Origin of the sequence: Qipengyuania nanhaisediminis, from assembly GCF_045862805.1 — a bacterium.
Taxonomy (GTDB): Bacteria; Pseudomonadota; Alphaproteobacteria; order Sphingomonadales; family Sphingomonadaceae; genus Erythrobacter; species Erythrobacter nanhaisediminis_A.
The window spans coordinates 327,720-351,855 of the sequence record NZ_AP025760.1; the positions used below are offsets into that span (position 1 = coordinate 327,720).

At 64.8% G+C, this 24,136-nt stretch carries 23 protein-coding genes; 10 read left to right on the top strand and 13 right to left on the bottom strand.

The window, feature by feature from the left end; genetic code table 11:
- Window positions 1-7: 7 nt before the first annotated feature.
- On the top strand, window positions 8-1,411 hold the full coding sequence (locus tag ACKTSM_RS01600) for a hypothetical protein (RefSeq protein ID WP_407875402.1): 1,404 nt from the start codon (window positions 8-10) through the stop codon (window positions 1,409-1,411).
- 37 nt (window positions 1,412-1,448) lie between these two features.
- Here ACKTSM_RS01600 and ACKTSM_RS01605 read toward each other — a convergent pair whose 3' ends face one another.
- A complete protein-coding gene (locus ACKTSM_RS01605; protein ID WP_407875403.1) occupies window positions 1,449-2,351 on the bottom strand; it encodes a methyltransferase domain-containing protein in 903 nt (300 codons plus the stop codon).
- Between the two features lie 89 nt (window positions 2,352-2,440).
- Here ACKTSM_RS01605 and ACKTSM_RS01610 point away from each other — a divergent pair, with 89 nt between their 5' ends.
- The 3 genes from ACKTSM_RS01610 to ACKTSM_RS01620 all read left to right on the top strand — a co-directional run bounded on the left by ACKTSM_RS01610 (window position 2,441) and on the right by ACKTSM_RS01620 (window position 5,387).
- Window positions 2,441-3,223, top strand: a complete 783-nt coding sequence (locus ACKTSM_RS01610) for a glycosyltransferase family 2 protein (RefSeq protein ID WP_407875404.1) — start codon at window positions 2,441-2,443, stop codon at window positions 3,221-3,223.
- Between the two features lie 122 nt (window positions 3,224-3,345).
- Window positions 3,346-4,353: a UDP-glucuronic acid decarboxylase family protein gene (locus ACKTSM_RS01615; protein WP_407876388.1), complete on the top strand. Its 1,008-nt coding sequence runs from the start codon at window positions 3,346-3,348 to the stop codon at window positions 4,351-4,353.
- 20 nt (window positions 4,354-4,373) lie between these two features.
- On the top strand, window positions 4,374-5,387 hold the full coding sequence (locus ACKTSM_RS01620) for an SDR family NAD(P)-dependent oxidoreductase (protein ID WP_407875405.1): 1,014 nt from the start codon (window positions 4,374-4,376) through the stop codon (window positions 5,385-5,387).
- Here the strand turns inward: ACKTSM_RS01620 and ACKTSM_RS01625 are convergent, their stop codons facing one another.
- The 9 genes from ACKTSM_RS01625 to ACKTSM_RS01665 all read right to left on the bottom strand — a co-directional run bounded on the left by ACKTSM_RS01625 (window position 5,388) and on the right by ACKTSM_RS01665 (window position 12,753).
- The gene (locus ACKTSM_RS01625) at window positions 5,388-5,981 is read right to left on the bottom strand and encodes a hypothetical protein (RefSeq protein WP_407875406.1); all 594 of its coding nucleotides are present in this window, start codon (window positions 5,979-5,981) and stop codon (window positions 5,388-5,390) included.
- Window positions 5,982-6,061: 80 nt separating this feature from the next.
- A complete protein-coding gene (locus tag ACKTSM_RS01630) occupies window positions 6,062-6,583 on the bottom strand; it encodes a demethoxyubiquinone hydroxylase family protein (RefSeq protein ID WP_407875407.1) in 522 nt (173 codons plus the stop codon).
- Window positions 6,584-6,605: 22 nt separating this feature from the next.
- On the bottom strand, window positions 6,606-7,058 hold the full coding sequence (locus tag ACKTSM_RS01635) for a disulfide bond formation protein B (RefSeq protein WP_407875408.1): 453 nt from the start codon (window positions 7,056-7,058) through the stop codon (window positions 6,606-6,608).
- 33 nt (window positions 7,059-7,091) lie between these two features.
- A complete protein-coding gene (locus ACKTSM_RS01640; protein WP_407875409.1) occupies window positions 7,092-8,435 on the bottom strand; it encodes a S41 family peptidase in 1,344 nt (447 codons plus the stop codon).
- 148 nt (window positions 8,436-8,583) lie between these two features.
- A complete protein-coding gene (locus tag ACKTSM_RS01645; protein ID WP_407875410.1) occupies window positions 8,584-9,813 on the bottom strand; it encodes a murein hydrolase activator EnvC family protein in 1,230 nt (409 codons plus the stop codon).
- Window positions 9,814-9,821: 8 nt separating this feature from the next.
- Window positions 9,822-10,244: a 23S rRNA (pseudouridine(1915)-N(3))-methyltransferase RlmH gene (locus ACKTSM_RS01650; RefSeq protein WP_407876389.1), complete on the bottom strand. Its 423-nt coding sequence runs from the start codon at window positions 10,242-10,244 to the stop codon at window positions 9,822-9,824.
- A 91-nt stretch (window positions 10,245-10,335) separates the two neighbouring features.
- Entirely contained in the window at window positions 10,336-10,692 is a 357-nt protein-coding gene (gene rsfS, locus ACKTSM_RS01655; RefSeq protein ID WP_407875411.1) for a ribosome silencing factor, read from the bottom strand.
- A gap of 150 nt (window positions 10,693-10,842) precedes the next feature.
- Complete coding sequence (locus ACKTSM_RS01660) at window positions 10,843-11,484, bottom strand: nicotinate-nucleotide adenylyltransferase (RefSeq protein ID WP_407875412.1); 642 nt, start codon at window positions 11,482-11,484, stop codon at window positions 10,843-10,845.
- 3 nt (window positions 11,485-11,487) lie between these two features.
- A complete protein-coding gene (locus ACKTSM_RS01665; protein WP_407876390.1) occupies window positions 11,488-12,753 on the bottom strand; it encodes a glutamate-5-semialdehyde dehydrogenase in 1,266 nt (421 codons plus the stop codon).
- Between the two features lie 409 nt (window positions 12,754-13,162).
- Between ACKTSM_RS01665 and ACKTSM_RS01670 the strand changes: the two genes are divergently transcribed.
- Window positions 13,163-14,224 (top strand): peptidoglycan DD-metalloendopeptidase family protein, encoded by a 1,062-nt coding sequence (locus ACKTSM_RS01670; protein WP_407875413.1) that lies wholly within the window; start codon window positions 13,163-13,165, stop codon window positions 14,222-14,224.
- Between the two features lie 16 nt (window positions 14,225-14,240).
- Window positions 14,241-14,651 carry a polymer-forming cytoskeletal protein gene (locus ACKTSM_RS01675; protein WP_407875414.1) on the top strand — a complete coding sequence of 137 codons (411 nt, stop codon included), beginning with the start codon at window positions 14,241-14,243 and terminating at the stop codon, window positions 14,649-14,651.
- Window positions 14,652-14,723: 72 nt separating this feature from the next.
- Here ACKTSM_RS01675 and ACKTSM_RS01680 read toward each other — a convergent pair whose 3' ends face one another.
- The 3 genes from ACKTSM_RS01680 to ACKTSM_RS01690 form a co-directional block, all read right to left on the bottom strand.
- Window positions 14,724-16,391, bottom strand: a complete 1,668-nt coding sequence (locus tag ACKTSM_RS01680) for an AMP-binding protein (protein WP_407875415.1) — start codon at window positions 16,389-16,391, stop codon at window positions 14,724-14,726.
- A 172-nt stretch (window positions 16,392-16,563) separates the two neighbouring features.
- Complete coding sequence (locus ACKTSM_RS01685; RefSeq protein WP_407875416.1) at window positions 16,564-17,430, bottom strand: cell cycle transcriptional regulator TrcR; 867 nt, start codon at window positions 17,428-17,430, stop codon at window positions 16,564-16,566.
- Window positions 17,431-17,552: 122 nt separating this feature from the next.
- A complete protein-coding gene (locus ACKTSM_RS01690; RefSeq protein ID WP_407875417.1) occupies window positions 17,553-18,575 on the bottom strand; it encodes an NAD(P)H-quinone oxidoreductase in 1,023 nt (340 codons plus the stop codon).
- Between the two features lie 124 nt (window positions 18,576-18,699).
- On the opposite strand from ACKTSM_RS01690, the gene ACKTSM_RS01695 reads away from it, so the two are divergent.
- From ACKTSM_RS01695 to ACKTSM_RS01710, 4 genes are all read left to right on the top strand, one after another.
- Entirely contained in the window at window positions 18,700-18,903 is a 204-nt protein-coding gene (locus ACKTSM_RS01695; protein ID WP_407875418.1) for a DUF1192 domain-containing protein, read from the top strand.
- A 99-nt stretch (window positions 18,904-19,002) separates the two neighbouring features.
- On the top strand, window positions 19,003-21,411 hold the full coding sequence (clpA, locus tag ACKTSM_RS01700; protein ID WP_407875419.1) for an ATP-dependent Clp protease ATP-binding subunit ClpA: 2,409 nt from the start codon (window positions 19,003-19,005) through the stop codon (window positions 21,409-21,411).
- Window positions 21,412-21,477: 66 nt separating this feature from the next.
- Entirely contained in the window at window positions 21,478-22,509 is a 1,032-nt protein-coding gene (locus ACKTSM_RS01705; protein ID WP_407875420.1) for a ligase-associated DNA damage response exonuclease, read from the top strand.
- Window positions 22,506-24,131, top strand: a complete 1,626-nt coding sequence (locus ACKTSM_RS01710; protein ID WP_407875421.1) for a cisplatin damage response ATP-dependent DNA ligase — start codon at window positions 22,506-22,508, stop codon at window positions 24,129-24,131. Before ACKTSM_RS01705 ends, ACKTSM_RS01710 begins: the two co-directional genes overlap by 4 nt.
- Window positions 24,132-24,136: the final 5 nt, after the last annotated feature.

Sequence of the window (24,136 nt, forward strand, 5' to 3'; positions counted from 1 at the left end):
CGCACAGGTGCAATCCCTCATCATCTCGACTTTGGCGGAATATCAGACCCGGTTCTGGGTGCCGGTGGGGCGCGCGCTCGAACGGCGCGGTCTCGCGGTGACCTTCGTCTCGTGCGATACGCTAAGCACGCGCATGCTGGCCGAGGCAGGGCTCGACGTGATCGACATGACGCGCAGCGCCCGGCTCGCCGCCCTGGGAAGCTCGGATCCGGAGGCAGTCTGCACGGCCTTCGGGATCGCCAATCCCGGCCCGCTTCTGGTTCATGAGAAATTCGCCTTCGCGGCGCGCGACACCGCGGCCCTGCTGCGCAAGTTTGCCGGCGGGTTGCTGGTGGCCGAGCAGGCGATTGCCCGCGCGCGCGCGAAGGGGGATCCGATCGCGGTGCAGGAACTGGGCGGCTTCGTGTCAGTGACCGCGCTACATCACGCCGCGCGCGGCGCCGGCATCGACAGCCACTTTATCGAGCCGAGCTTCTTCACGGGCCGGATGCAGATCGTCACCAATACGCTCGGCGCGTTGTCGCTACCGGGCGATGCTCGCGCGCCGGTCAGCGCGGCACAGGCCGACTATTTCGAGAGCGCTGTGGCACGAGGCACCGTGGTGATCCCGCAAAAGGACCGCCACCATTATGCCGGCGCTGCGAAGAAACTGCTCAACCCGCACAATATCAAAAGGTTGATCGAGAAGACCCGCGACAAGCACCTCCTGGGAGCGGAGCAGGAATTCGGCGCGATCGGGCACCATGTCGCCACGCACCTGCGAATGCTCGCTTCCACGGCGCGGATGCGTGGCCATTATTCCGATCTCGCGCGCCTCGGCCGCTTCATTTATTACCCGCTCCACGTGCCCGGAGATGTCGCGCTGACCATGCGGTCGCGCGAATATTGCGACCAGCTCGCGCTTCTCGATTACCTGTGTCGCATCGCCCCGCCCGACATGGTGATCGCGACCAAGGAGCATCCGGCGATGATCGGCGCAGTTCCTGCCCGCGGGCTGCTCGCGCTCAAGAAGCGCTACGACCGGCTCTCGATCATTGCCCCTACGACCAACAATTACGCAGTGCTGCGCGCCGCCGAGAAGATCGTCACGGTCAATTCCAAAAGCGGGGCCGAAGCCGGCCTGCTCGGTCGCGAAGTGATCGTGCTGGGCGATGCCTTTTACCGCGAAGCGCCATTCGTGCGCGCGGTGGACCGGCTCTGCGAGCTCGAAACCGCGATCGTCGAACCACCTCTCGCTTGTGACGAGGATGCGACCCGCGGTTTCTTCGCAGCCCTGTGGCATCGCACCCGGCCGGGCGAACTCTATGCGAATGACGGCGACAACATCGCCACTTTCACTGGGTCGTTGATCGCGCTGCTGCATCCGGAAGCACGGCCGGCAATCCGAGAACCAGCCGCGCTGATGGCGTGATATCCTTGTTGCCCTGCGCCCGGGCGGACCGATCGGTTCAGGCGCGGTCGAACACCAGCAAGGTGCCGCAATTGCGATGGCTCGAGACGAAATCGAGCCGCCGAGCCGCGCGGATGCGGATCAGGCCCTCGCTTTCGAGCTTGCGCGCGGTGCGCAGGATCGATCGCTGGTAATCCTGGCGCAAGACATAGGACCATGTCGCCAGGTCGCTCAGCCTGGTCAGGTCGAGAAGTTCGAAGCTCGGCTCGATCAGGATCGCTCGGCGGGCGCCTGCGGCGACGATATTGCGGAAGATCGCCTCGGTCTCTCGCGGCAATTGCTCGAGACAGTAGTGTGAATAGACCGTCTGCCCCTCGAGCTTGCGGTAGCCTTGCGAATCCGGGTCGAGCAGGTCGATGAAATCGAAACTGGCGCGATCGAGGCCGTAATATTCGGCCACCGTGCGCGCCACCGCGATGCCCCGGGGAGAAAGGTCGAGCCCCACAAAGGTCTTGTCCGGCAAGCTCGAGGCAAGTTCGAAAACGATGCCGCCGGTCCCACTCCCAAGCTCGACCAGTTGCGTCGTGTCGGATGCGAATTCCTCCATTATCGAGGCAAGCTTGTGCCGGCGGAACCGGTAATAGGAAGGTGCCGGCATGGTCACGAGCTTGCCGTCCACCGTGACCTGCATGGCGCGGTCGAGATGCGCGCGGTCGGCATAATCGATCAGCGTCGGGTTGCGCCGCCACACCGCCTCGCGCTGTTCGCGCCGCCAGTCGCCGGATTCGTAATCGTGCGCGACCTGCGCCCGGTCGCGGCTGCGGCGCTTGACCAGGCGGTGGATGGCATCGACCCCGATCGAGCGGAGAAAGACGGCCATGGCTGGAAGCATCGGGACGGCGCGCGCTTCGGCAGGGAGTGGCGGGGAGCAGGCACTGGTGCCATCGGAGGCTGCAAGCATCGGCACTTCCTTCAGATGTGGTTCTTTCTGGGCGCCCACAAAAGCGCACGAGCCTGTAGGGCCGGGTCAGGTTTGGCAGGAGGGCCCTGATGCAGGCAAACCCAGTTTCCTCGACCACGGATGCTTTGGTCTCGATCATCACCCCGGCCTACAAGGCGGCAGGGGTGATCGGCGATACGATCGCCTCGGTGCAGGCGCAGACCCATGGTGATTGGGAAATGCTGATTGCGGAGGATTGCGGACCCGATGATACCCGAGCGATCGTGCGCACCCTGGCGAGGGACGATGCGCGCATCCGATTGATCGAGCCAGCCGAGAATGGCGGGCCAGCTGCCGCGCGCAACCACGCGCTTGCCGCGGCGCGGGGGCGCTGGATCGCCTTTCTCGACAGCGATGACCTGTGGTTGCCCGACAAGCTCGAGCGCCAGCTCGCCTTTCACCGCGCACATCAGCGCGCGGTCCTGTCGTTCACGGGTTTCCGGCGGATCAGCGCCGACGGAACGCGCACGGGAACCTATATCGGAGTGCCGGCGCAGCTCTCCTACCGGCAATTGCTCGGCAACACCGCGATCGCGACCTCGACCGTCCTCGTCGATCGCGCGTTGTCGGGCCGGTTCGCGATGCGCGATACCTATTACGACGATTTCGCGTGCTGGCTGGCGCTGCTCAAGCCGGGCGGAATAGCAGTCGGGCTCGACGAGGACCTGATGCGCTACCGGGTGATGGAAGGATCGGTCAGCCGCGACAAGCGCAACAGCGCCGCACAGGTCTGGCGGGCCTATCGCCAGGTCGAACGGCTTGGCCCGATCGAAAGCGCCTATCACTTCGCGCAATACACGCTGCGGGCGCTGCATAAGTATCACCAGTTCTGAACAGGGCGCGAGCGGAAGGCTTGCTCGGTTTTGGTGGCACTTGTCCTTGGCCTCACGGAGTTGGCGCACCATCCCGTGTCACTCGCGCTATCGCAAAAAGAGGAGCAAGAAAGGTGGCAAACATCGCAAAGCGCAGGAATTACGGTCGCCGCCGCGTCCTGATCACCGGCGGCGCGGGCTTCCTGGGTTCGCACCTCGCCGACCGCCTGCTCGCGCGCGGGGACGAGGTGCTGTGCGTCGACAACCTGTTTACCGGCGACAAGACCAATATCGACCATCTCGCGCCGCATCCGCGCTTCGATTTCATGCGGCACGACGTGACCATGCCACTCTATGTAGAGGTGGACGAGATCTGGAACCTCGCCTGTCCGGCATCTCCGGTCCACTACCAGCACGATCCGGTTCAGACGACCAAGACGAGCGTCCACGGCGCCATCAACATGCTCGGCCTTGCCAAGCGGCTGAAGGTCCCGATCTTCCAGGCCTCGACCAGCGAGGTCTATGGCGACCCCTCGATCCACCCTCAGCCCGAACAATATTGGGGCAATGTCAATCCGATCGGCCCGCGCTCCTGCTATGACGAGGGAAAGCGCTGTGCCGAAACGCTGTTCTTCGACTATCACCGCCAGCACGGCATCGACATCAAGGTCGCGCGGATCTTCAACACCTATGGCCCGCGCATGCACGCCTCCGATGGCCGCGTGGTTTCAAATTTCATCGTCCAGGCGCTGCGCGGCGAGGATATCACCATCTATGGCGACGGGTCGCAGACCCGCAGCTTCTGCTATGTCGACGATCTGATCGAGGGGTTCGTGCGCATGATGGAAGCAGGCCCGGACCTGCATGGCCCGGTCAATCTCGGCAATCCGAGCGAGTTCACGATCCGCGAACTGGCCGAGATGGTGCTGGCCAAGATCGGCGGTCCCTCGCGCTTGGTCACGAAACCCCTGCCGCAGGACGACCCGCTCCAGCGCAGGCCCGACATCGCGCTTGCCCGGCGCAAGCTCGGCTGGAAACCGACCGTCGCCCTCGAGGACGGGCTCGATCGCACCATCGCCTATTTTCGCGCAATTGTGGCTGAAACAGGGGAGCGCATTGGCGAGCGCAGCCTGGCTGGTGTAGACGCCTGAGGCTCAAAGAGGCCTCGTCCATGCGCACTGTCTTTATCACCGGTTCGGCCGGTTTCATCGGCTACCATCTGGCGAACTTGCTGCTCGGCGAGGGGTTTCGGGTCGTCGGCTATGACGCGATGACCGATTATTACGACGTGACGCTGAAACAGCGGCGCCACGCAATGCTCGAACAGCAGGCGCATTTCAGTGCGACCGAGGCGAAGCTCGAGGACGCTGAAACGCTCGCCCGGTGCGTTGCCGAAGCGAAGCCCGACGTGATTGTCCACCTCGCGGCACAGGCAGGAGTGCGCTACAGCCTCGAAAATCCGCGGGCCTATGTCGATGCCAATCTTACCGGCACTTTCAACCTGATGGAATGCGCGCGCGAACAGGCGGTGGAGCACCTCCTGATGGCATCGACCAGTTCGGTCTATGGCGCGAACACGCAGATGCCATTTTCCGAGCAGCACCGGACCGATCATCCGCTTACGCTCTATGCCGCGACCAAGAAGGCGAACGAGGCGATGGCGCACAGCTATGCCCATCTGTGGAACCTGCCGACCACCATGTTCCGCTTCTTCACCGTCTATGGCCCCTGGGGACGGCCGGACATGGCGCTGTTCAAGTTCACGCGCGGCATCCTCGAAGGCGAACCGATCGACATCTACAATTCGGGCGAGATGTACCGCGATTTCACCTATGTGACCGACCTCGTGCGCGCGATCCGGTTGCTGATCGACACCCCGCCGGTGCGCCCCGGAAATCCGGACCAGATCCCGGCTTGGGACACGCTGTCGCCGGTCGCACCGTTCCGCACGATCAATATCGGCAATTCGGACAAGGTGCGTCTTTCCGATTTCGTCGACGCGATCGAGGCAGAATGCGGGCGCGAGGCCAGGCGCAACCACCTGCCAATGCAAAAGGGAGACGTGCCCGCGACCTGGGCCGATGCGACCTTGCTGCACGAACTGACTGGCTACACGCCCGAAACCGGCGTGCGCGAGGGAATCCGCAATTTCGTAGCCTGGTACCGCGACTATTACGGCGTCTGATCAGCCGTCGCTGTCAACGCCTTCCGGGGCGGGGCTCGGCAGGTCCGCTTCACCCGGCAAGGGCGCATCGCGCTCGCGTTCGAGCCGCTCGAGATACTCGCGCTCGATCGCCTCGACCCGTTCCTGCTCCGCAGCGGCATCGGCATCGATCGTCGAAAGCCGTTCCTGCCGCGCCTGTTCGATCAGCTGGCTGAAGCGCACGTTCTCGCTTTCGGCGCGGTCGGCATAGGCGGCCTCGATCATCTTCTGGGTGCAGCCGGTGAAGCCGCCAGCACCGGCCGGGCTGCAGCTCATGGTGCCGAATTCGCCGATATAACGGATCGTCTCTACCCGCCGCGCCCAGCTGGTGTTCTCGGGAGCGTCGCTATGGCGAAGATTCGAGGGAATACGATAGCGTTCGGCCTCGACGAGGATTTCGCATACCACGATCTCGCCCTCGACCGTGGGCGTTGGGCATTCGCTCTCGTCATAGGCGATTACCATGTTCACGCGGTCTCCCCCTTCGCCCTGCGCGCTGACAGGGCCGGTCGCGGCAAAGGCGACCAGGGGGGCAGCCAAGGGGGCGATCAGGGCAATGCGGGCAAAGCGGGTCATGTTGTCATCCTCTCGCACGGAGCGTGTTCGTGAGCCATTGTCGATAGCAGCGGCTGAACCGCCTCTGAAGTTCCTGCCTGTCAGACCCGTTCGCTGATCTTGATGGCCAGCTTGCAGCCGAGGCGGATTGCGCCTGAAAGCAGTGGGTAGGCGGGCGCTTTCTCGGCCCCGTGAGCGATGGCGGCATCGCGGTGGGCGCGCTCGTCCTCGCGGAATTCCTCGATCATCTCTTCGAGTTCGGGATCGGAATTGGTCTCGGCAAGCCGGTCGAGCTGCTCGGAATAATGCTTGTCGATCTCTTCCTCGACTGCGGCTGTGCACGCCATCGCCGCTTCGGGCCCGAGCAGCGCGGTTCCTGCGCCCAGCGCGTATCCGGCCATGGACCAGAAGGGTTGCAGCGCGGTCGGGCGCACCCCGCGCCGCGCCATCATCGCATCGAAACGCGCGCGGTGCCCCTCTTCCTGTTCGGCCATGTGACGGATCTCCGCCGAGTGCGGGCCGCGATCGCCCATCACCGCGAGCTGGCCTTCGTAAATCCGGGTCGCACCGAATTCGCCGGCCTGGTCGACCCTGATCATCCGGTGCAGTTCGTTCTTGTCCATCGCGCGGGGCTCCTGCTTGGTCTTATCTCTTAAACGCAGCGAGCGCGCAAACGGCTCCCCCGCCAATGGTTGAGATCAGAAAATTCCACCCCGCGAGCGAGACTCCCAACAGACTCCAGGGCGCGACGTCGCAGCGCACCAGCGGCGCCGCGGCGACGTCCATGACGTCGATCGTGCCAGGCGCGCTGCTGCAGCCGGTGATCCCTTCCCACCAGCCATACTCGACCCCGGCGTGGAACCCGCCGATCAGCCCCGAGGTGATGATCGCAAGTCCCGCCAGCGCGACCCACACCCGCTGCGGCGCCATCCTGATCGATAGAATCGCAAGGCCGAGTGCGGCGAAATGCGGCCAGCGCTGCCACCAGCACATTTCGCAAGGATAGAGCCCGAAGACATATTGCGAGACATAGGCGCCCGCGAGCAGCCCGCCCGAAATCACCAGCGCCAGCGCGCGTGCCTGTGTCAAACCGGTCATGGCGAGGCCCTTAGCCCGCTGGCCTGCGCGTGACTAGCGGCGTGACCGCAGCGCGACCGAACTGGCCGTGGTGCGGCGCAGGGTTTCGAGCGCGTAGTGCAGCTGGAAATCCTCGATTCCCTGCTCCTCGAGCTGTTCGGCGGTGAGCTGGAAGCGCGGATCGGCGATCGCGTCATCTTCCATCTCCTTGTCGTCGATACTGAGCTCGTTGATCAGGTGGCCGCGCAGATCGCTCTCGCGCGTCTGGTAACGTTCGCGCAGCGCAAAATCCGGGTCGGACAATTGCGGCACGCGGATATCGGGCTTGATCCCGCCCTCCTGCACCGATTTGCCCGATGGCGTGAAATAGCGCGCGGTCGTCAGTTTGAGCGCGGTGTCGGGACCGAGCGGGAGCAGCGACTGAACCGAACCCTTGCCAAAGCTGCGCTGGCCCATGATCAGCGCGCGGCGGTGATCCTGCAAGGCACCCGCGACGATTTCCGAAGCCGAAGCGGAGCCGGCATCGATCAGCACGATGATCGGGACGCCTTCCGCCATGTCGCCGCGGAAAACGGTCTCGGCATCGTAGAGCAGGGTTTCGCCGCGCGCGCGGCCGCGCTGCGAGACGATCCGCCCCTCTTCGAGGAACAGGTCCGAAAGCGCGACTGCCTCGTCTAGGCTGCCGCCCGGGTTCGAGCGCAGGTCGAGCACCAGCCCGCTCATCCGCCCGCTCGCCTCTTCCTGCAAGGCTTGCCAAGCGCGATAGACATCGACCCCGACATCGGCGGAAAACTCGTTGACCGAAATCACCCCGATATTGCCCGATTGCAGGGTGTGAGTGACCGGTTCGAGCTCGATCACGCCGCGGGTCACATCGACCTCGATCGGTTCGTCGCGCCCGGGTCGGAAGATCGTCAGCCGGATCGAAGTTCCTGCCTTGCCGCGCATCCGCGCGACCGCGTCGTCGAGGTCGCCGCCGTAGATCAGCTCGCCATTGAGATGGGTGATGTAATCGCCCGCCTTTATGCCGGCCTCGTCGGCCGGGCTGCCGCGGAACGGCGAGATGACCTTGACCGCGCCCTCTTCCATGATGACCGAAAGGCCGAGGCCAGAATAATTGCCATCGATCATGGTGTTGAGCCGTTGCAGGTCGCTGCCGTCGAGATAGGCGCTGTGCGGATCGAGCGCCGCCAGCATTCCGTCAATCGCGCCGCGGATCAGGACGTCGTCCTCGACCGGTTCGACATAGTTCGCCTGCACGCGTTGCATGATGGTGTAGAGCTTGGCGAGCTCGGGCCCCGCGCGTCCATCGACCTGCGCCATGGTGGCGGTGGTGGCAGGGACAAGCGCAACGGCAGTGACGAGCGCGGCGCTGCGAAGCAAGGCGGCTATCTTCATGAGGGCAAAAGGCTCCTTTCGTGCCCGAATGGTATAGGAGCAGGTGCCTGAACGCCAGATAACATCGACCAGCAGCATATCTGCTTCTGCTGGCTGTCCCGCCGCGGGGCAAAAGGCGGCGGCGGGCTTAACGGCGGTTGCGGAGCCGCTAACGAAGGAAATCGAGCGGATTGACCGGTTCGCCGTCGCGCCGGAGTTCGACGGTGACGACGGGTTCATCGCGCCCCGCGACCCCCAGGGGCGCGCCAGCGATGAGCGTGTCGCCCACGGCGACATCGTTGCGCGACAGACCGGTGACGAGGCTGGTCCAGCCGCCCGGATGCTCGATGATCGCAATCTGTCCGAACCCGCGATAGGGCCCGGCAAAAGCCACCCGGCCCGATGACGGGGCGATGACCTGCGCGCCCGGCGCCGGGGCCAGCGTCACCCCGGTCGAACGCAGCCCGCTGTCGCGGCGCTCGCCAAAGCCCGAAATGATACGCCCCTGGACGGGCAGCTGATAACCGGGCGGTCGCGTGCTCGAAGGAGCGGGTGCCGACACAGTAGCGGCATCATCCGCAACTTCGGCCGCGATATTGGCCGGTCGGAGAATCGGCCCCGGGAGCGCTGCCAGCTCGCGCCTGAGACGTGCCGCCTCGCCCAACGTGTCGACAAGTCCATCGAGATCGCGCGCTTCTTCGGCCAGGGCGAGCGCGCGTTCGCTTTCTCGCGCGGCAACCGCCCGGGCGTCGCGTGATGCGATCCGCTGGCGGGTTTCCATCGCTGCGAGCTCGGAACGCCTTGCCTGCAACTTGTCCTCGCCTGCGCGCAGATTGGCGATCGCTTCGGCGGCACGCCGTTCGATCCTGCGCCCGCGTTCGAGCTCGCTCCGCAAGGCGGCGGTCTGGCGGCGAATCCGGGGAACCGCGCTGTCGAGCACTGCGCGCACATGGACGAGGTCCTTGAGCGAACCCGGCTGAAGCGCGGACAGCGCGAGCGGTCGCCGGGCGGTGGTCTGCAGCGCGGCGGTCAGCCGGACAAGCGGTTGCTGACGTTCGGCTAGCCGTGCGGAAAGCGCCGCGCGTTCGGCACTGGCAAGCGCATAGCGCGCCTGCGCCGCCGCGATATCGGCTTCGGCGGCCTGGATCTGCGCTGCGATCGAAGCAGCTTCGCGCGCGGTGCGCTCGGCAGCCTCGGTCGCCGCAGCGGCTTCGCGCGCCAGCCGTGCCGCGCGCGCCTCGGCACGCTGGCTTTCGCGGGTCGCGCGGGTCAGCTGGGCCTGGGCTTCGTCCGGTTCGAGCAGGGTAACCTCGCGCTGCGCCCAGCCATGCGGAACCGCAAACAGCAGAGCGGCGCATGTTGCAGCGATTGCAGGGAGGCGGATACCGGGAGAAATCATCGCGGAGCCTATCCTGCCCGATGATAGGGATGGCCTGCAAGAATACTCGTCGCGCGGTAAAGCTGTTCCATCAGCATGGCGCGGGCAAGCAGATGCGGCCAGGTCGCCGGACCGAAGGCGAGCAGGAGGTCCGCCTCGGCCCGTTCGCTCGCGCTGTGGCCATCGGCAGCTCCGATCACGAAACGGGTCTCGCGCATCCCGTCATCGCGCCAGCGCGCGAGCGTTTGCGCCATTTTGTCGGAAGCCATCGCCTTGCCACGCTCGTCGAGCAGCACGGTCTTGTGCGGATTGAGCGGTTCGGGAATCTTGCCGCCGGTCTCGGGCAGTTCGGTCAGCCGCACCGGCCAGGTCAGCCGTTTTTCATATCGCGCGACAAGCTCGGCCTCGGGCGAGCGGGCGATCTTTCCGCGAGCGATGACATGAAGCAGGATGGCAACGATCCCCGGCTTGGATGTGGCCGACGCACAGCGTTTCGTTCGGCTGGCAGGTCAGGCTGGCGCGCCCTGCGCCAGGCCCCGGTCGTTACGAAGCGGCAGCCTCGCCGCCTTCGAACGACCACATGCGTTCGAGGTTGTAGAAGCTGCGCACTTCGGGGCGGAACAGGTGCACGACGACATCGCCGGCATCGATCAACACCCAGTCGGCCTGCGGCAGTCCCTCGATCCGGACCGGGCCGAAGCCTGCCTGCTTGACCTTTTCCGAAAGCTTTTGCGCCATCGCCGCGACCTGCCGGGTCGAGCGACCGCTGGCGATCACCATGTGATCGGCGACCGAGCTCTTTCCCACGAGCGGGATCGAGACGATGTCCTGCGCCTGGTCATCATCGAGCTGGCTCATGACCAGTTGGTGCAAGGCGTCGTGCGAAGGTTCAGCGGGCATGTTCAAGGCGGCCTTTGTCAATTCTGCCGAAGCCCCGGCAGTCGGGGTTTGTGCCTGAGTCATAGGCGGGTTCACGTCTCCGGATGGATGGGTCGAGATGGGTATTGGCCGAAAGCTTGGCAAGGAGGCGGGCACAAATGCGCGAGCGCTTCATGCGGCATCCTGCGAGGCGATGAGCCGGTTCGTCAGCGGATCGCGAACATTGGTCGTGCGAAAAGCGTCCGCCCATTCGGCGTTGGCGCGGCGGATCGCCGTGGCCGAACGCTGGTCAGGATCGAAACGCATGAACACCAGTGCCGGTGCGCTCCATTGCCCCCGGTTGCGAAATCTGGCGGCAGACACCTTGTAGCGCCTGAGCCAGGCCATGGCGGGGCTCGTCATGGCTTCGCCGTTATAGCCGGGCCGCGCGATGACTGCAATCGGCATGGTCCGCGCGATCCTGCGCCAGTCCTTCCAGCGGTGGAACTGGGCGAGATTGTCGGACCCCATCATCCAGACGAATTCGCGGGTCGGATAGCGCCGCTTGAGCGCTCCGAGAGTATTGACGGTGTAACGGGTGCCCAGCTCGGTCTCGATCGCGGTCGGGACTATCGGGGCGCGGCGCGCCTGGAGCTGCGCCGATTGCAGCCGCGCGGCGAGCGGCGCCATGCCCTTTTTCGGTTTCAGCGGATTGCCCGGGGAAACCAGCCACCACGCTTCATCGAGCCCCAGCGCTGTCATGGCGAAAAGAGTGATCCGCCGATGCCCGCCATGCGCGGGGTTGAAACTGCCGCCGAGCAATCCGGTGCGCATCGTTCAGGGCCGCGCCTGGCCGTTGCCGCGCACGAGCCATTTGTAGGTGGTCAGCCCCTCGAGCGCGACGGGCCCGCGCGCATGCAGGCGCCCGGTGGCAATCCCGATTTCCGCGCCGAGCCCGAATTCGCCACCATCGGCAAATTGCGACGAGGCGTTGTGCATAACGATCGCGCTGTCCACTTCGGCGAGGAAGCGCTCGGCCGCGGCCTCGTCAGCGGTGACGATCGCATCGGTGTGGCCCGATGAATGGGCCGCGATATGCGCCAGCGCGGGCTCGATTCCGTCGACGATCGCAACCGAAAGTACCGCGTCGAGATATTCGGTGTCCCAATCGCCCTCGTGCGCACGCCCGATCCGCGGATCGAGCGCCTGCGCCCGCCCGTCGCCGCGCAGCTCGCAGCCGCCATCGATCAGAGCGCCCACAAGGTCGGCAGCCCTGGCAAAGCCGCTGTCGATCAGAAGCGTTTCCATCGCTCCGCAAATGCCCGGGCGGCGCAGCTTGGCGTTCACGGCGATCGCGCGCGCCATTTCGGGATCGGCATCGGCATGGACAAAGGTGTGGCACACCCCGTCGAGATGGGCGAGCACCGGGACGCGCGCATCGGCTTGGACCCGCTCGACAAGACCGCGCCCGCCGCGCGGGATGATCATGTCGATGAGGCCAGCCGCCGCGAGCATGGCGCTCACCGCCGCGCGGTCCTGAGTCGGGATGAGCTGGACCGCCTCTGCCGGCACGCCGCCTGCGGCGAGCCCGCCTTGGAACGCGGCAAGAATGGCGCGATTGGTGCGCGCCGCCTCGCTCCCGCCGCGCAGCAATGCCGCATTGCCCGATCGCACGCACAGAGCCGCGGCGTCGGCGGTGACGTTGGGGCGGCTTTCATAGATGATGCCGATCGTGCCGATCGGAACACGCACCCGGCTTAGCCGCAGGCCATTGGGACGCTCGCTTGCATCGATCACCGTGCCAAGCGGGTCTGGGAGGGCGGCCACCTGCTCGACCGCGCTCGCAATCGCTTCGAGCCGGGTTTCGTCGATGGCCAGGCGGTCGAGAAGAGCATCGCTCAGCCCCTGGCTGCGCGCGTCTGCAACATCCTGACGGTTGGCATCGAGCACGGCATCGCGCGCCTGGCGAAGCGCCCGGGCCGCTTCGCACAAAGCGCTCGCGCGAGCCGCGCTGGTCATGGCCGCAAGTTCGCGCTGCGCACGCCGTGCCTTGCCTGCCATCTCGGTGACGATTCGCGCAGAGTCGCCCTGCCCCTGGGGCATTGACACGGATTCGGGAACGGTCATCAATAGGTGCAATAGCAGCGCTGCCCATCGCTGTCAGCGCCCGAGAGCCGATGCCCAAACAAGCGAATCGGCAGGCATCTTACCGAGAGGTAAGGGTGAAACCTTCCGACAACACCGTGAAACCCCCTGTGGTTCCCGCGAAATAAACGACTCACCGCGATAAATCATCGGTTCGCCTGTTAGGCCTTTGCTGTGATTCGATTTTTGGCCCCGGAGTTGGTAGCGCAGCCTGCGACGGGACACAGAAAAAATCGGGGTCAACTTGTCGAACACAACGGAAAAACGCCCATGGGGTGAGAGGCTGCGCGAGCGGTTTCCGGATCGCGAATTTTTCATGCGCTCCCAGGGTCAGGTACGTTTTATCAAGATTTCGTCGCGCCTGCAGATGGGCGCCGCCGCGGCTGCCGCGCTGCTCGCTGTCGGCTGGGCCGGGTCGATGGGCGTGATGGCGTGGAACAAGCATTCCGCCGAAGCCAGCCTTGCCTCGTTCCAGGACGAGAAGGCCGAGGTTGCGAGCGCGCAGGAACGACTCGACGCCTATGGCAGCGACATCGATCGCGTGGTCGAAGATCTCCAGACCCGCCAGCAAGTGCTCGACGCAATGGTCGAGGTGCTGCCCGAGGACATCCGCACCGTCGACACCAATGTCACCGATTCCTCGGAAGAGACCGCAGCCACGATCGACCAGGTCGGCGCGTTCTTCCCGCAGGCGCGCGGGCTCGCCGAGATCGAGGCTCGCCAGCTCGCCTTTGTCGAGAACATGACCCGCTTTGCCGACTGGCGCGCCGAGCGTGCCGAGGAAGCCTTGCGCAAGCTCAACCTCGATCCGCGCGCCATGGCCCGCGCCGCGCGTGCCGATGCCGAGGCCGCGATGGGTGGTCCGCTCGAAATTCTCGCCACGTCGTCTGACGGTTCGCTCGATCCGCGCTTCGAACGCCTGGGGCTGAGCCTGGCGCGCATGTCCGCGCTCGAACGCGCGCTCGAAGGCGTGCCGCAGGTCGTCCCCGCAGCCGACCAGCGGATCACCTCGTCCTATGGCTATCGCCGCGACCCCTTCACCCGCCGCGGTGCAATGCACAGCGGGATCGATTTCAAGGGCGCGACCGGATCGCCGATCCTTGCTGCCGCGCGCGGACGCGTTGCCTTTGCCGGTCGCCGCGGCGGCTATGGCAAGGTGGTCGAGATCGATCACGGCAACGGGCTGATGACACGTTATGCGCACCTTTCGCGCATCGATGTCCGGCCCGGCCAGAATATCGACGCCGGCGCCACGCTCGGCGGGCTCGGCAGCACCGGCCGTTCGACCGGCCCGCACCTTCACTTCGAAGTTCGTGTCAACGGGCGCGCGGTCAATCCGCGCCCCTTCCTGGAGACAGCCCCCGATGTTCTCAAAGAAGCCCGCGCAACAGGAGCGGACCGCTCCCTCGCCCTCCGCAGCCGCCCCTAAGCCCCGAGGAAAAAACATGGCCAATGGCAATTCCACCTTTTCGGTGATCGGATCCGACGTGACCATCACCGGCGACATCAGCGCCTCTGTCGACCTGCACGTCGACGGCAAGATCGAGGGCGACATCAAATGTGCATCGCTGGTCCAGGGCGAACACAGCGTCATCAAGGGTGCCGTCACCGCCGAAACCGCGCGCATGTCGGGCAAGGTGTCCGGGTCGATCACCGCCAAGGAACTGGTGATCCTCAAGACCGCGCGGATCGAAGGCGATGTGCATTATGACGCGCTCACCATCGAACAGGGTGCGCAGGTCGACGGGCGCTTCTCGCCCAATTCGCAGCGTGCCTCCTCCAGCACCGGCGCCGCTTCGGCCCCCGCCAAGCCGCAACAGGGTGACAAGAGCCCGCAGTTGCAGATGGCGAACTAGGCTTCGCACAGCCAATCCGGCATTGATTACGCCGCGGTCCCGGGTCGGGTCCGCGGCGTTCCATTTTGATTGTCAGAGCACTTCTGCGCGCAACGCCTTGCGGTCGAGCTTGCCGATGATCGTCTTGGGCAATTCCTCGCGGATCACCACCTTGTCGACCCTCTCGTGCTTGCCGATCCGGTCGTTCAGCCAACCCTTGAGCGCATCGGCCCCGATATCGGCCTCGGGATCGGCAAGGGTCACATATGCGCGCGGAACCTCGCCGCGATAAGTGTCGGGCACTCCGATCACGAGCGCCTCCTTGATCGCCTCGTGCTTGAGCAGCGCATCCTCGACCACGCTCGGGAAGACCTTGAACCCGCCGACCGCGATCATGTCCTTGATCCGGTCGACGATCGAAAGGAACCCGTCTGAATCGATCGCGGCGACATCGCCGGTGCGCAGATAGCGCCTGCCCTCGCGTTCGACGAAGGTCTCGGCATCGGTTTCGGGGCGGTTCCAGTAGCCGCGCATGATCTGCGGCCCATGGATCGCAAGCTCGCCCGGCTCGCCTTCGGGGGCGAGCATGGTCGGGTCTTCCTTGTCGAGCAGGATGACGCTGGTCCCCGGCACCAGCTGGCCGATAGTGCCCTTCTTGCGCACGCCCTCATAGGGATTGGTAGAGACAACGCCCGCGCTCTCGGTGAGGCCATAGCCCTCGACCACGCGCACGCCCGTGACCTCCTCGAACCGGTCGTGCACGGGCGCGGGCATCGGCGCGCCGCCCGAAATGCAGACCCGCAGCGAGGACAGATCGGTCTTCGCCAGCTTTGGATGATCAAGCAGAGCCTGGAACATTGTCGGCACGCCGGGAAAACCGGTGGCGCGGTAGCGCTGGATCGTCTTCAGGACCTGGCCGGCATCGAAGCGCGGTACCATCGCGATCGAGCCACCCGATGCGACAGCATGATTGAGCAGCGCGGTGTTGGCAAAGACGTGGAAGAACGGCAAGGCGCCCATGAACACCTCTTCGCGCGGGTTTTCGTGGGGGTTGATCGCGGCCACCTGCTGGGCGTTCTGGGCCAGCTGGCTGTGGCCGAGCATCGCCCCCTTGGGCCGCCCGGTGGTCCCTCCGGTATATTGCAGCAGAGCCAGCGCATCGCGCTCGTCGAGAGTCGCCTCGCCCTCGGGCCACGGCTTGAGCATGTCGGACCAGCGGCGGATGGCACTGCCCCATTGTACATCGGCGATCTGGCTGCGCTTGAACAGCTTGAGAGCCGTTCCCTTGACGCGCGGCAGCATGTCGCCGAGCGACCCGACCACAAGCGTAGCAAGATCGGAGCCGTCGAGCACCTTGGCCGCGGTGTCGTAAAGCTCGGGAACGTCGATCGTCACAAGCACTCGCGTGCCGCTGTCTCCGACCTGCCAGGCGAGTTCCTCTACCGAATAGAGCGGCGAGAAATTGACGACCACCGCGCCCGCCATCATCGCGCCATAATAGGCCGAGGCGTAGATCGGGACATTGGGCAGGAACAGGCCCACCCGGTCTCCGCGTTCGATCCCGGCAGCGATCAGCCCGGCAGCGAAGCGGCGCGCCTCGTCGAACATCTCGCCATAGGAATATGTGCGACCGAGGAAATGCAGGAACGGGGCGGCGCGATCGTTCTCCACCGTGCGTTCGAACATTTCGGGGAGTGTCAGGTCCTCGAACGCCGCATCGGGAGCGACAGGATGATGGTAGCTGGCCGTATTGACATTCATGTCAGTAACCATGCCGCAAGTGGCAAACCGGCACAAGCGCCAGTTTGCCCCATAGCGGTCCGGGCGAGCCAGATTCGGCAGAACGCAAAAGCGCCGAACAGGTCATGACCCGTCCGGCGCTCCTGATTGCTGGGCCGAAAGCCGCGCACCTGATTAAGCGCGGCATTACCGATTACTCGGCTTCGGGCTTTTCTTCTTCGGCTTCTGCCGGAGCGGCTTTCTCGGATGCGGCATCTTCGAGCGGCGCGGTCAACGCTTCTTCCTCGGAAGGCTGCGAAGGCGCGAATGCCGGCGGCTCGGTGTCCTCGTGCGGATTGACCGCCCCGTCATCGCCCGCTTCCTCGGCGGCGCGCTTGGCAGCGAGCCATGCCTCGGCCTCGGCTTCCTGCGCGGCTTCGGCGGCTGCCTTGACATTGGCCTCGCGCTCGGCGCGCAGTTCCTCGATGAGGCGGTCCTTGTCGCTGCGACCATCGCCGGCATCGGCGACCACGGCTTCCTCGTCGGTGCCGGCGCGCTTGGCAGCCTTGGCCACCACCGCGTCAAGCTCGCGCTGCGAACACAGGCCGAGAGTGACCGGGTCCTTGGGCTGGATGTTCTGGATGTTCCAGTGCGAACGCTCGCGGATCGCGCCGATCGTGTTGCGGGTGGTGCCGATCAGCTTGGAAATCTGCGCGTCGGACACTTCGGGGTGATTGCGCAGGATCCAGGCGATCCCGTCGGGCTTGTCCTGGCGCTTGGACACCGGAGTGTAGCGCGGACCCTTGGTGCGGGTGACCTCGACCGGCGCCTTGTGCATCTTGAGCTTGTACTCGGGATCGGCCTGCCCCTTCTCGATTTCCTCGAGCGTGAGTTCACCGGCATGGACCGGGTCGCGCCCGGTATATTTGCTGCCCGCAAGGTCATCGGCCATCGCCTGCACTTCGAGGATGTGCAGACCGCAGAACTGCGCGATCTGTTCGAAGGACAGGCCGGTGTGGTCGACCAGCCAGGTCGCGGTGGCGTGCGGCATCAGCGGGGTGGGCTGGGCCTTGTCTGCCATGGGGAAATCTCCGTCAAAAATAGAAGGGCCGCCCCTTTCGGAGCGGCCATTGCACCCTGGCAGATAGGGCAAACCATCGTGATCGGCAAGCAAAAGGCGCGAAGGCGCTTCGCCTGGGCGCGCTATCCGCCCGCAACCTCGAGCACGATCTTGCCGATATGCTCGCCCGCTTCCATCCGGGCATGCGCCTTTGCGGCCTCGGCGAGCGGGAAGGTCTCGTCCATTACCGGGGCCAGTTCGCCACCTGTGAAGAGCGGCCAGGCGTGTTTTGCGATCTCATCGGCAAGCGCGGCCTTGAACGCATCGGAGCGCGGGCGCAGGGTCGATCCGGTCAGTGTCAGCCGGCGCATCATCACCAACGGCATGAACAGTTCGGCCTTGGCCCCGCCCAGCACCGCGATGGTCACGTGGCGGCCATCTTCGGCGAGGCATTGCAGGTTGCGCGGGACGTAATCGCCCGAAACCATGTCGAGCACGATGTCGACTCCCTTGCCGCCGGTATGGTCCTTTACCGCTTCGACGAAATCGGCCTCGCGGTAATTGATCGCGAGATTGGCACCGAGATCACGCGCGGCTTCACACTTGGCCTCGTCTCCGCAAGTCACGATGACCTCGATATCGAAGGCGCGGGCGAGCATGATCGCCATGGTCCCGATCCCCGAAGTGCCGCCATGAACCAGCAGGCGCTCGCCATTCTTGGCGAAACCGCGCTCGAAGACATTGTGCCAGACTGTGAACAGGGTCTCGGGCAGGGCGGCGGCCGTTTTCGGGTCGAGCGCCCCTTCGAGCGGGAGGCAGTGTCGCCACGGCGCAGTGCAGAATTCGCCATAACCGCCACCCGGAGTGAGCGCTGCGACCTGCTGGCCGATCATTTCGCCTGGCACTTCGGCGCCCGCTGCGACCACCTCGCCAGACACTTCGAGCCCGAGAACAGGCGAGGCACCGGGCGGCGCGGGATAGTGCCCAGCGCGCTGAATGCAATCGGGGCGGTTGACGCCCGCGAAGGCGACCCGGATCAGGACGTCGTGCGGTCCCGGTTCGGGCACGGCGATCTCTTCGAGCCGGAGAACTTCGGGCCCGCCTGGCCCCGACATGCCGATCGCCTGCATCGTGTCTGGAACGACGCGGGCGCGCGCCTGTGTCATCTCGATTCCCCGGTCAATCACTGTGCTGAATTCACCTGTTGTCGCGGCAAGGCCGCCTTGAACTTGGCAAATACCGGTCATGCACATTGACAGCAAGCCGCGTAAATTGCGATGCAGGTCAGCAATGGATGAAGAGGATCTTCCACGCCCCAGGGGAGATGCCGCGAGCCGGCTCGCGAGCGAGGATCTGGCACCCTATTCGCAAGACGAACTGGCCGAACGGATCGCGCTGCTCGAAGCCGAGATCACTCGCGTGCGTGCGCACCGCGACAAGGCCAGCGCCCACCGAGCGGCAGCCGATGCGCTGTTCAAGGGCTCAGGCTCGTGAATAACGCGCTTTCCCATATACGGGATTCGCAATCGTTCATCTTTAGCCCATATACATCACGTATCTTCTCCAGACCCCCCCGATAGAGAACAGACCCCGATGCCCAGCTTTGCCCAGAACCTCGAACGCACCCTTCACAACGCACTCGGCCACGCGTCCGAGCGGCGCCATGAATATGCAACGCTCGAGCATCTCCTGCTTGCCCTGATCGATGACGAGGACGGCGCGCAAGTCATGGCGGCATGCGGGGTGGACCTGGCCGAACTGAGCGAGGTGGTGAAGCAATATCTCGACCAGGAATATCAGAGCCTCAAGACCGAGGAAGATGCCGACCCGCAGCCCACTGCGGGTTTCCAGCGGGTGATCCAGCGCGCGATCCTCCACGTCCAGTCCTCGGGCAAGGACACGGTCACCGGGGCGAACGTGCTTGTCGCGCTCTTCTCCGAACGCGACAGCTATGCCGTCTATTTCCTCCAGCAGCAGGACATGAGCCGCCTCGATGCGGTGAGCTATATCAGCCACGGCATCGGCAAGGGCGGACGGAGCCTCGAATCGAAGACGCCCCAGGGCGGCGAAGATGGCGGTGCTGCCGAAGCCGAAGCCAGCAAGGACGGCGCGAAAGGCAAGGAAACCGCGCTCGACCAGTTCACGGTCAATCTCAACAAGAAGGCCGAGGACGGCAAGGTCGACCCGCTGATCGGCCGCGGTCCCGAGGTTGACCGCACGGTCCAGATCCTCTGTCGCCGCAGCAAGAACAACCCGCTCTATGTCGGCGACCCCGGAGTAGGGAAGACCGCGATTGCCGAAGGTCTGGCGCGCAAGATCGTCGAAGGCGACGTGCCCGAAGTCCTGGCCGAAGCGGTGATCTACTCGCTCGACATGGGTGCGCTGCTTGCCGGCACCCGCTATCGCGGCGATTTCGAGGAACGTCTGAAGCAGGTCGTCTCCGAACTCGAGGGCATGCCCAATGCGGTGCTTTTCATCGACGAGATCCACACCGTGATCGGCGCGGGCGCGACCAGCGGCGGGGCAATGGATGCCTCCAACCTCCTGAAGCCCGCTTTGTCGGGCGGGACGATCCGCTGCATCGGCTCGACCACCTACAAGGAATTTCGCAACCACTTCGAGAAGGACCGCGCGCTGCTGCGCCGTTTCCAGAAGATCGACGTAAACGAACCCACGGTCGAGGACACGATCAAGATTCTCAAGGGCCTGCGCAGCGCCTTCGAAGAGCACCACAACGTCAAGTACACGCCCGATGCGCTCAAGACCGCGGTCGAGCTTTCAGCGCGCTACATCAATGACCGCAAGCTGCCCGACAAGGCGATCGACGTGATCGACGAGGTCGGCGCGATGCAGATGCTGGTTCCGCCCAGCCGCCGCAAGAAGAAGATCACCGCCAAGGAAATCGAGGCCGTGATCGCGACGATGGCGCGCATCCCGCCCAAATCGGTCTCGAAGGACGACAAGAAGGCGCTCGAAAATCTCGGCCGTGACCTCAAGCAGGTCGTGTTCGGCCAGGACGAGGCGATCACTCGCTTGTCGACCGCGATGAAGCTTTCGCGCGCAGGGCTGCGCGATCCCGACAAGCCGATCGGATCGTTCCTGTTCTCCGGCCCAACCGGCGTCGGCAAGACAGAGGTCGCGCGTCAGCTCGCATCGATCATGGGGATCGAACTCAAGCGCTTCGACATGTCCGAATATATGGAGCGCCACTCCGTCAGTCGCCTGATCGGTGCGCCTCCGGGCTATGTCGGTTACGACCAGGGCGGATTGCTCACCGATGCGGTCGATCAGAACCCACACTGCGTGCTGCTGCTCGACGAGATCGAGAAGGCGCATCCCGACCTGTTCAACATCCTGCTCCAGGTGATGGACAATGGCCGGTTGACCGACCACCACGGCAAGACGGTCGATTTCCGCAATGTGGTCCTGATCATGACGACCAATGCGGGCGCTGCCGACATGGCGCGCCAGGGCATCGGTTTTGGCGACGTGTCGAAGGAAGATGCAGGCTCGGAAGCGGTGAAGAAGATGTTCACACCCGAATTCCGCAACCGTCTCGATGCGATCGTGCCGTTCGCCTATCTCGGCAAGAGCACGGTGGCGCGCGTGGTAGACAAGTTCATCCTCGAGCTCGAACTCCAGCTCGCCGAACAGAACGTCCACATCCAGTTCGACAGCGATGCGCGCGAATGGCTCGCCGACAAGGGCTATGACAAGCTTTACGGCGCACGCCCGATGGGCAGGCTGATCCAGGACAAGATCAAGCAGCCGCTCGCCGAGGAACTGCTGTTCGGCAAGCTCGCCGATGGCGGCGAGGTGCATGTCAGCGTCAAGGACGGCAAGCCCGTCTTTGAGCTTACTCCGGCCCCGCCCAAGACCAAACCGAAGCGCAAGGCGGCGGCAAAGAAAAAGCCGCCTGCGAAGAAAGCGCCGCCCGTCTCCAAGGACGATCCCAAGGATGACACGCGATCCGAGGAATCGGGCAGCGACAAGAAGAGCTGACTGCCATCACCAGACAATCGGGCGCGGACAGGGAAACTTGTTCGCGCCCTTTTCGTTGGTCAGGTGATGACCGCCCCGTTTTCCTGGATCCGGCCCGAGCCGTGGGGCGTTCATGTGGTGCCCGCTGATGCCTGGATCGATCCCGGCCGCGCGGTCGATCGCGCTCTGGTCACTCACGGCCACGCCGATCACGCGCGCGGTGGCCATGGCGAGACCATTGCCACCCCCGAAACGCTGGCGATCATGAAGCTGCGCTACCGCTCGGGCGCCGAGGATGAGAACGGCGAGATTCCCACCAAGGCAGTGCCGGTCGAATATGGCGAGACGATCCGCCTCCCGGGCGGGGTCGATGCGACCTATATCCCGGCAGGCCACGTGCTCGGAAGCGCACAGATCCTGCTTGAACATGTGGGCGAACGGGTGGTGATCACCGGCGATTACAAGCGCCGCCCCGACCCGACCTGCCCGCCCTTCGAAGTCACGCCCTGCGACATCTTCATCACTGAGGCTACCTTCGGCCTGCCGGTCTTCACCCACCCCCCGATCGAAGACGAGATGGCGAAGCTCCTGAAGGCGCGCGAGGATCATCCCGAGGGCAGCGTGTTGGTCGGCGCCTATGCGCTGGGCAAGGCGCAGCGGGTAATCGCTGAATTGCGCGCCGCCGGTCACACGGAGCCGATCTATCTCCACGGCGCGATGGAAAAAATGTGCCGGCTCTACGAGGAGCACGGGGTTAACTTGGGCGAATTGAAACTGGTCGCCGATCATTCCAAGGACGATATGCGCTCCAGCATCATCGTCGCCCCGCCATCGGCGCTGGGCGATCGCTGGAGTCGCCGCCTGCCCGACCCTGTCACCGCCATGGCGAGCGGGTGGATGCGGGTGCGCGGTCGCGCCCGTCAGCGCAACGTGCAATTGCCGCTCATCATCTCCGATCATGCCGACTGGAACGAACTCACTACCACGATTGCAGAGGTGAACCCGCAGGAAACCTGGATCACGCATGGCCGCGAGGAGGCCTTGCTGCGCTGGTGCCAGCTCAACCAGCGCAAGGCGCGCGCGCTCGCCCTGGTGGGGCGCGAGGATGAAGACGAGTGAAGGCGTTCTCCAACCTCCTCGACACGCTGGTCTATACAACCAGCCGCAACCGCAAGCTTGCGCTGATCGCCGAGTATCTTCGCGAAACGCCCGATCCCGATCGCGGCTGGGCGCTCGGCGCGCTGACCGGCGAACTCGATTTTCCGGCAGTAAAATCATCGACCGTGCGCAATCTGATGAAGGACAGGGTCGACCCCGTCCTCTGGACTCTCAGTCGCGATTTCGTCGGCGACACCGCCGAGACCGCGAGCCTGCTCTGGCCCGAAAGCGGCGCGGTCGAGGGCAATCCGGCGAGCCTTTCCGAGACGGTCGAAATGCTTTCCTCGCTCAACCGCAATACCGCGCCCAAGGAGTTGCCGAAACTGCTCGACCGGCTCGATGCCAATGGCCGCTTCGCTCTGATCAAGCTTGCGACCGGCGGCATGCGGATCGGGGTCTCGGCGCGGCTGGCGAAGACCGCGTTCGCGCAGGCTTTCGATGTCGCGGTCGAGGAGGTCGAGGAATATTGGCACGCGCTCGCTCCGCCCTATGACAGCCTGTTCGCATGGGCCGGCAAGGGCGAGGCCCCGCCCGACGTTTCGGGCACGCCGCGCTTTCGCCCCTTCATGCTCGCTCACCCGCTCGAGGAGACGGTGGTCGATCTTGCCGACTATGCCGCCGAGTGGAAATGGGATGGCATCCGCGTGCAATTGGTGAGGGTGACCGATGCCGACGGCCAGCCGCACACGCGGCTCTATTCGCGCAGCGGCGACGACATCTCGGCCACCTTTCCCGAATTGCTGGACAAGCTGCCGATGGACGCAGTGCTCGACGGTGAATTGCTGGTGCGCGGCGACGTTCAGGGCGGAGCCGAGAACGACGAGACGCAAGGGGGAGCGGCGAGCTTTAATGCGCTCCAGCAGCGGCTCGGGCGCAAGACGGTGTCGAAGAAAATGCTCGCCGAAGCGCCCGCTTTCGTGCGGCTTTACGATGCGCTGATTGTCGAGGACGAGGACCTGCGCGAAAAGCCCTGGACCGAGCGTCGCGCCGCGCTCGAAAAGCTCGTCACCCGCCTGCCGGCGAGCCATTTCGACCTCTCGACCGTAGTCGAGGCGAAGGATTTCGATGAGCTTGCCAAGATCCGCGAAGGCTCGCGCGATGCCGCGATCGAGGGGCTGATGCTCAAACGCCGCGACAGCCCCTACATTGCCGGCCGACGCGTGGGATATTGGTACAAGTGGAAGCGCGACCCGCTGCTGGTCGATTGCGTGCTGATGTATGCCCAGCGCGGGTCGGGCAAAAGGTCGAGCTTTTACTCGGACTACACGTTCGGCTGCTGGGACGGCGATCCCGACAAGGGCGCTGAGCTTCTACCGGTGGGCAAGGCCTATTCGGGTTTCACCGATGCCGAGCTCAAGAAACTCGACCGGATCGTCCGGCGCACCACGGTCAACCGTTTTGGCCCGGTGCGCGAGGTTGAGCGGACTCTCGTGTTCGAGGTCGCCTTCGACAGCGTGCACGCATCGAAACGCCACAAGTCGGGGCTCGCCATGCGTTTCCCGCGCATCCACCGCATACGCTGGGACAAGCCGGTCCACGAAGCCGACCGGATCGAGACCCTGCGCGCGATGATCGCAGACTAGCTCAA

What these genes read in the sequence shown, in the direction of transcription:
- ACKTSM_RS01605 (WP_407875403.1), bottom strand. Translation starts at nt 2,351, where the DNA reads ATGCTTGCAGCCTCCGATGGCACCAGTGCCTGCTCCCCGCCACTCCCT.
- ACKTSM_RS01610 (WP_407875404.1), top strand. Translation starts at nt 2,441, where the DNA reads ATGCAGGCAAACCCAGTTTCCTCGACCACGGATGCTTTGGTCTCGATC.
- ACKTSM_RS01620 (WP_407875405.1), top strand. Translation starts at nt 4,374, where the DNA reads ATGCGCACTGTCTTTATCACCGGTTCGGCCGGTTTCATCGGCTACCAT.
- ACKTSM_RS01625 (WP_407875406.1), bottom strand. Translation starts at nt 5,981, where the DNA reads ATGACCCGCTTTGCCCGCATTGCCCTGATCGCCCCCTTGGCTGCCCCC.
- ACKTSM_RS01630 (WP_407875407.1), bottom strand. Translation starts at nt 6,583, where the DNA reads ATGGACAAGAACGAACTGCACCGGATGATCAGGGTCGACCAGGCCGGC.
- ACKTSM_RS01635 (WP_407875408.1), bottom strand. Translation starts at nt 7,058, where the DNA reads ATGACCGGTTTGACACAGGCACGCGCGCTGGCGCTGGTGATTTCGGGC.
- ACKTSM_RS01640 (WP_407875409.1), bottom strand. Translation starts at nt 8,435, where the DNA reads ATGAAGATAGCCGCCTTGCTTCGCAGCGCCGCGCTCGTCACTGCCGTT.
- ACKTSM_RS01645 (WP_407875410.1), bottom strand. Translation starts at nt 9,813, where the DNA reads ATGATTTCTCCCGGTATCCGCCTCCCTGCAATCGCTGCAACATGCGCC.
- rsfS (WP_407875411.1), bottom strand. Translation starts at nt 10,692, where the DNA reads ATGCCCGCTGAACCTTCGCACGACGCCTTGCACCAACTGGTCATGAGC.
- ACKTSM_RS01660 (WP_407875412.1), bottom strand. Translation starts at nt 11,484, where the DNA reads ATGCGCACCGGATTGCTCGGCGGCAGTTTCAACCCCGCGCATGGCGGG.
- ACKTSM_RS01665 (WP_407876390.1), bottom strand. Translation starts at nt 12,753, where the DNA reads ATGCCCCAGGGGCAGGGCGACTCTGCGCGAATCGTCACCGAGATGGCA.
- ACKTSM_RS01670 (WP_407875413.1), top strand. Translation starts at nt 13,163, where the DNA reads ATGGGCGCCGCCGCGGCTGCCGCGCTGCTCGCTGTCGGCTGGGCCGGG.
- ACKTSM_RS01675 (WP_407875414.1), top strand. Translation starts at nt 14,241, where the DNA reads ATGGCCAATGGCAATTCCACCTTTTCGGTGATCGGATCCGACGTGACC.
- ACKTSM_RS01680 (WP_407875415.1), bottom strand. Translation starts at nt 16,391, where the DNA reads ATGAATGTCAATACGGCCAGCTACCATCATCCTGTCGCTCCCGATGCG.
- ACKTSM_RS01685 (WP_407875416.1), bottom strand. Translation starts at nt 17,430, where the DNA reads ATGGCAGACAAGGCCCAGCCCACCCCGCTGATGCCGCACGCCACCGCG.
- ACKTSM_RS01690 (WP_407875417.1), bottom strand. Translation starts at nt 18,575, where the DNA reads ATGACACAGGCGCGCGCCCGCGTCGTTCCAGACACGATGCAGGCGATC.
- ACKTSM_RS01695 (WP_407875418.1), top strand. Translation starts at nt 18,700, where the DNA reads ATGGATGAAGAGGATCTTCCACGCCCCAGGGGAGATGCCGCGAGCCGG.
- clpA (WP_407875419.1), top strand. Translation starts at nt 19,003, where the DNA reads ATGCCCAGCTTTGCCCAGAACCTCGAACGCACCCTTCACAACGCACTC.
- ACKTSM_RS01705 (WP_407875420.1), top strand. Translation starts at nt 21,478, where the DNA reads ATGACCGCCCCGTTTTCCTGGATCCGGCCCGAGCCGTGGGGCGTTCAT.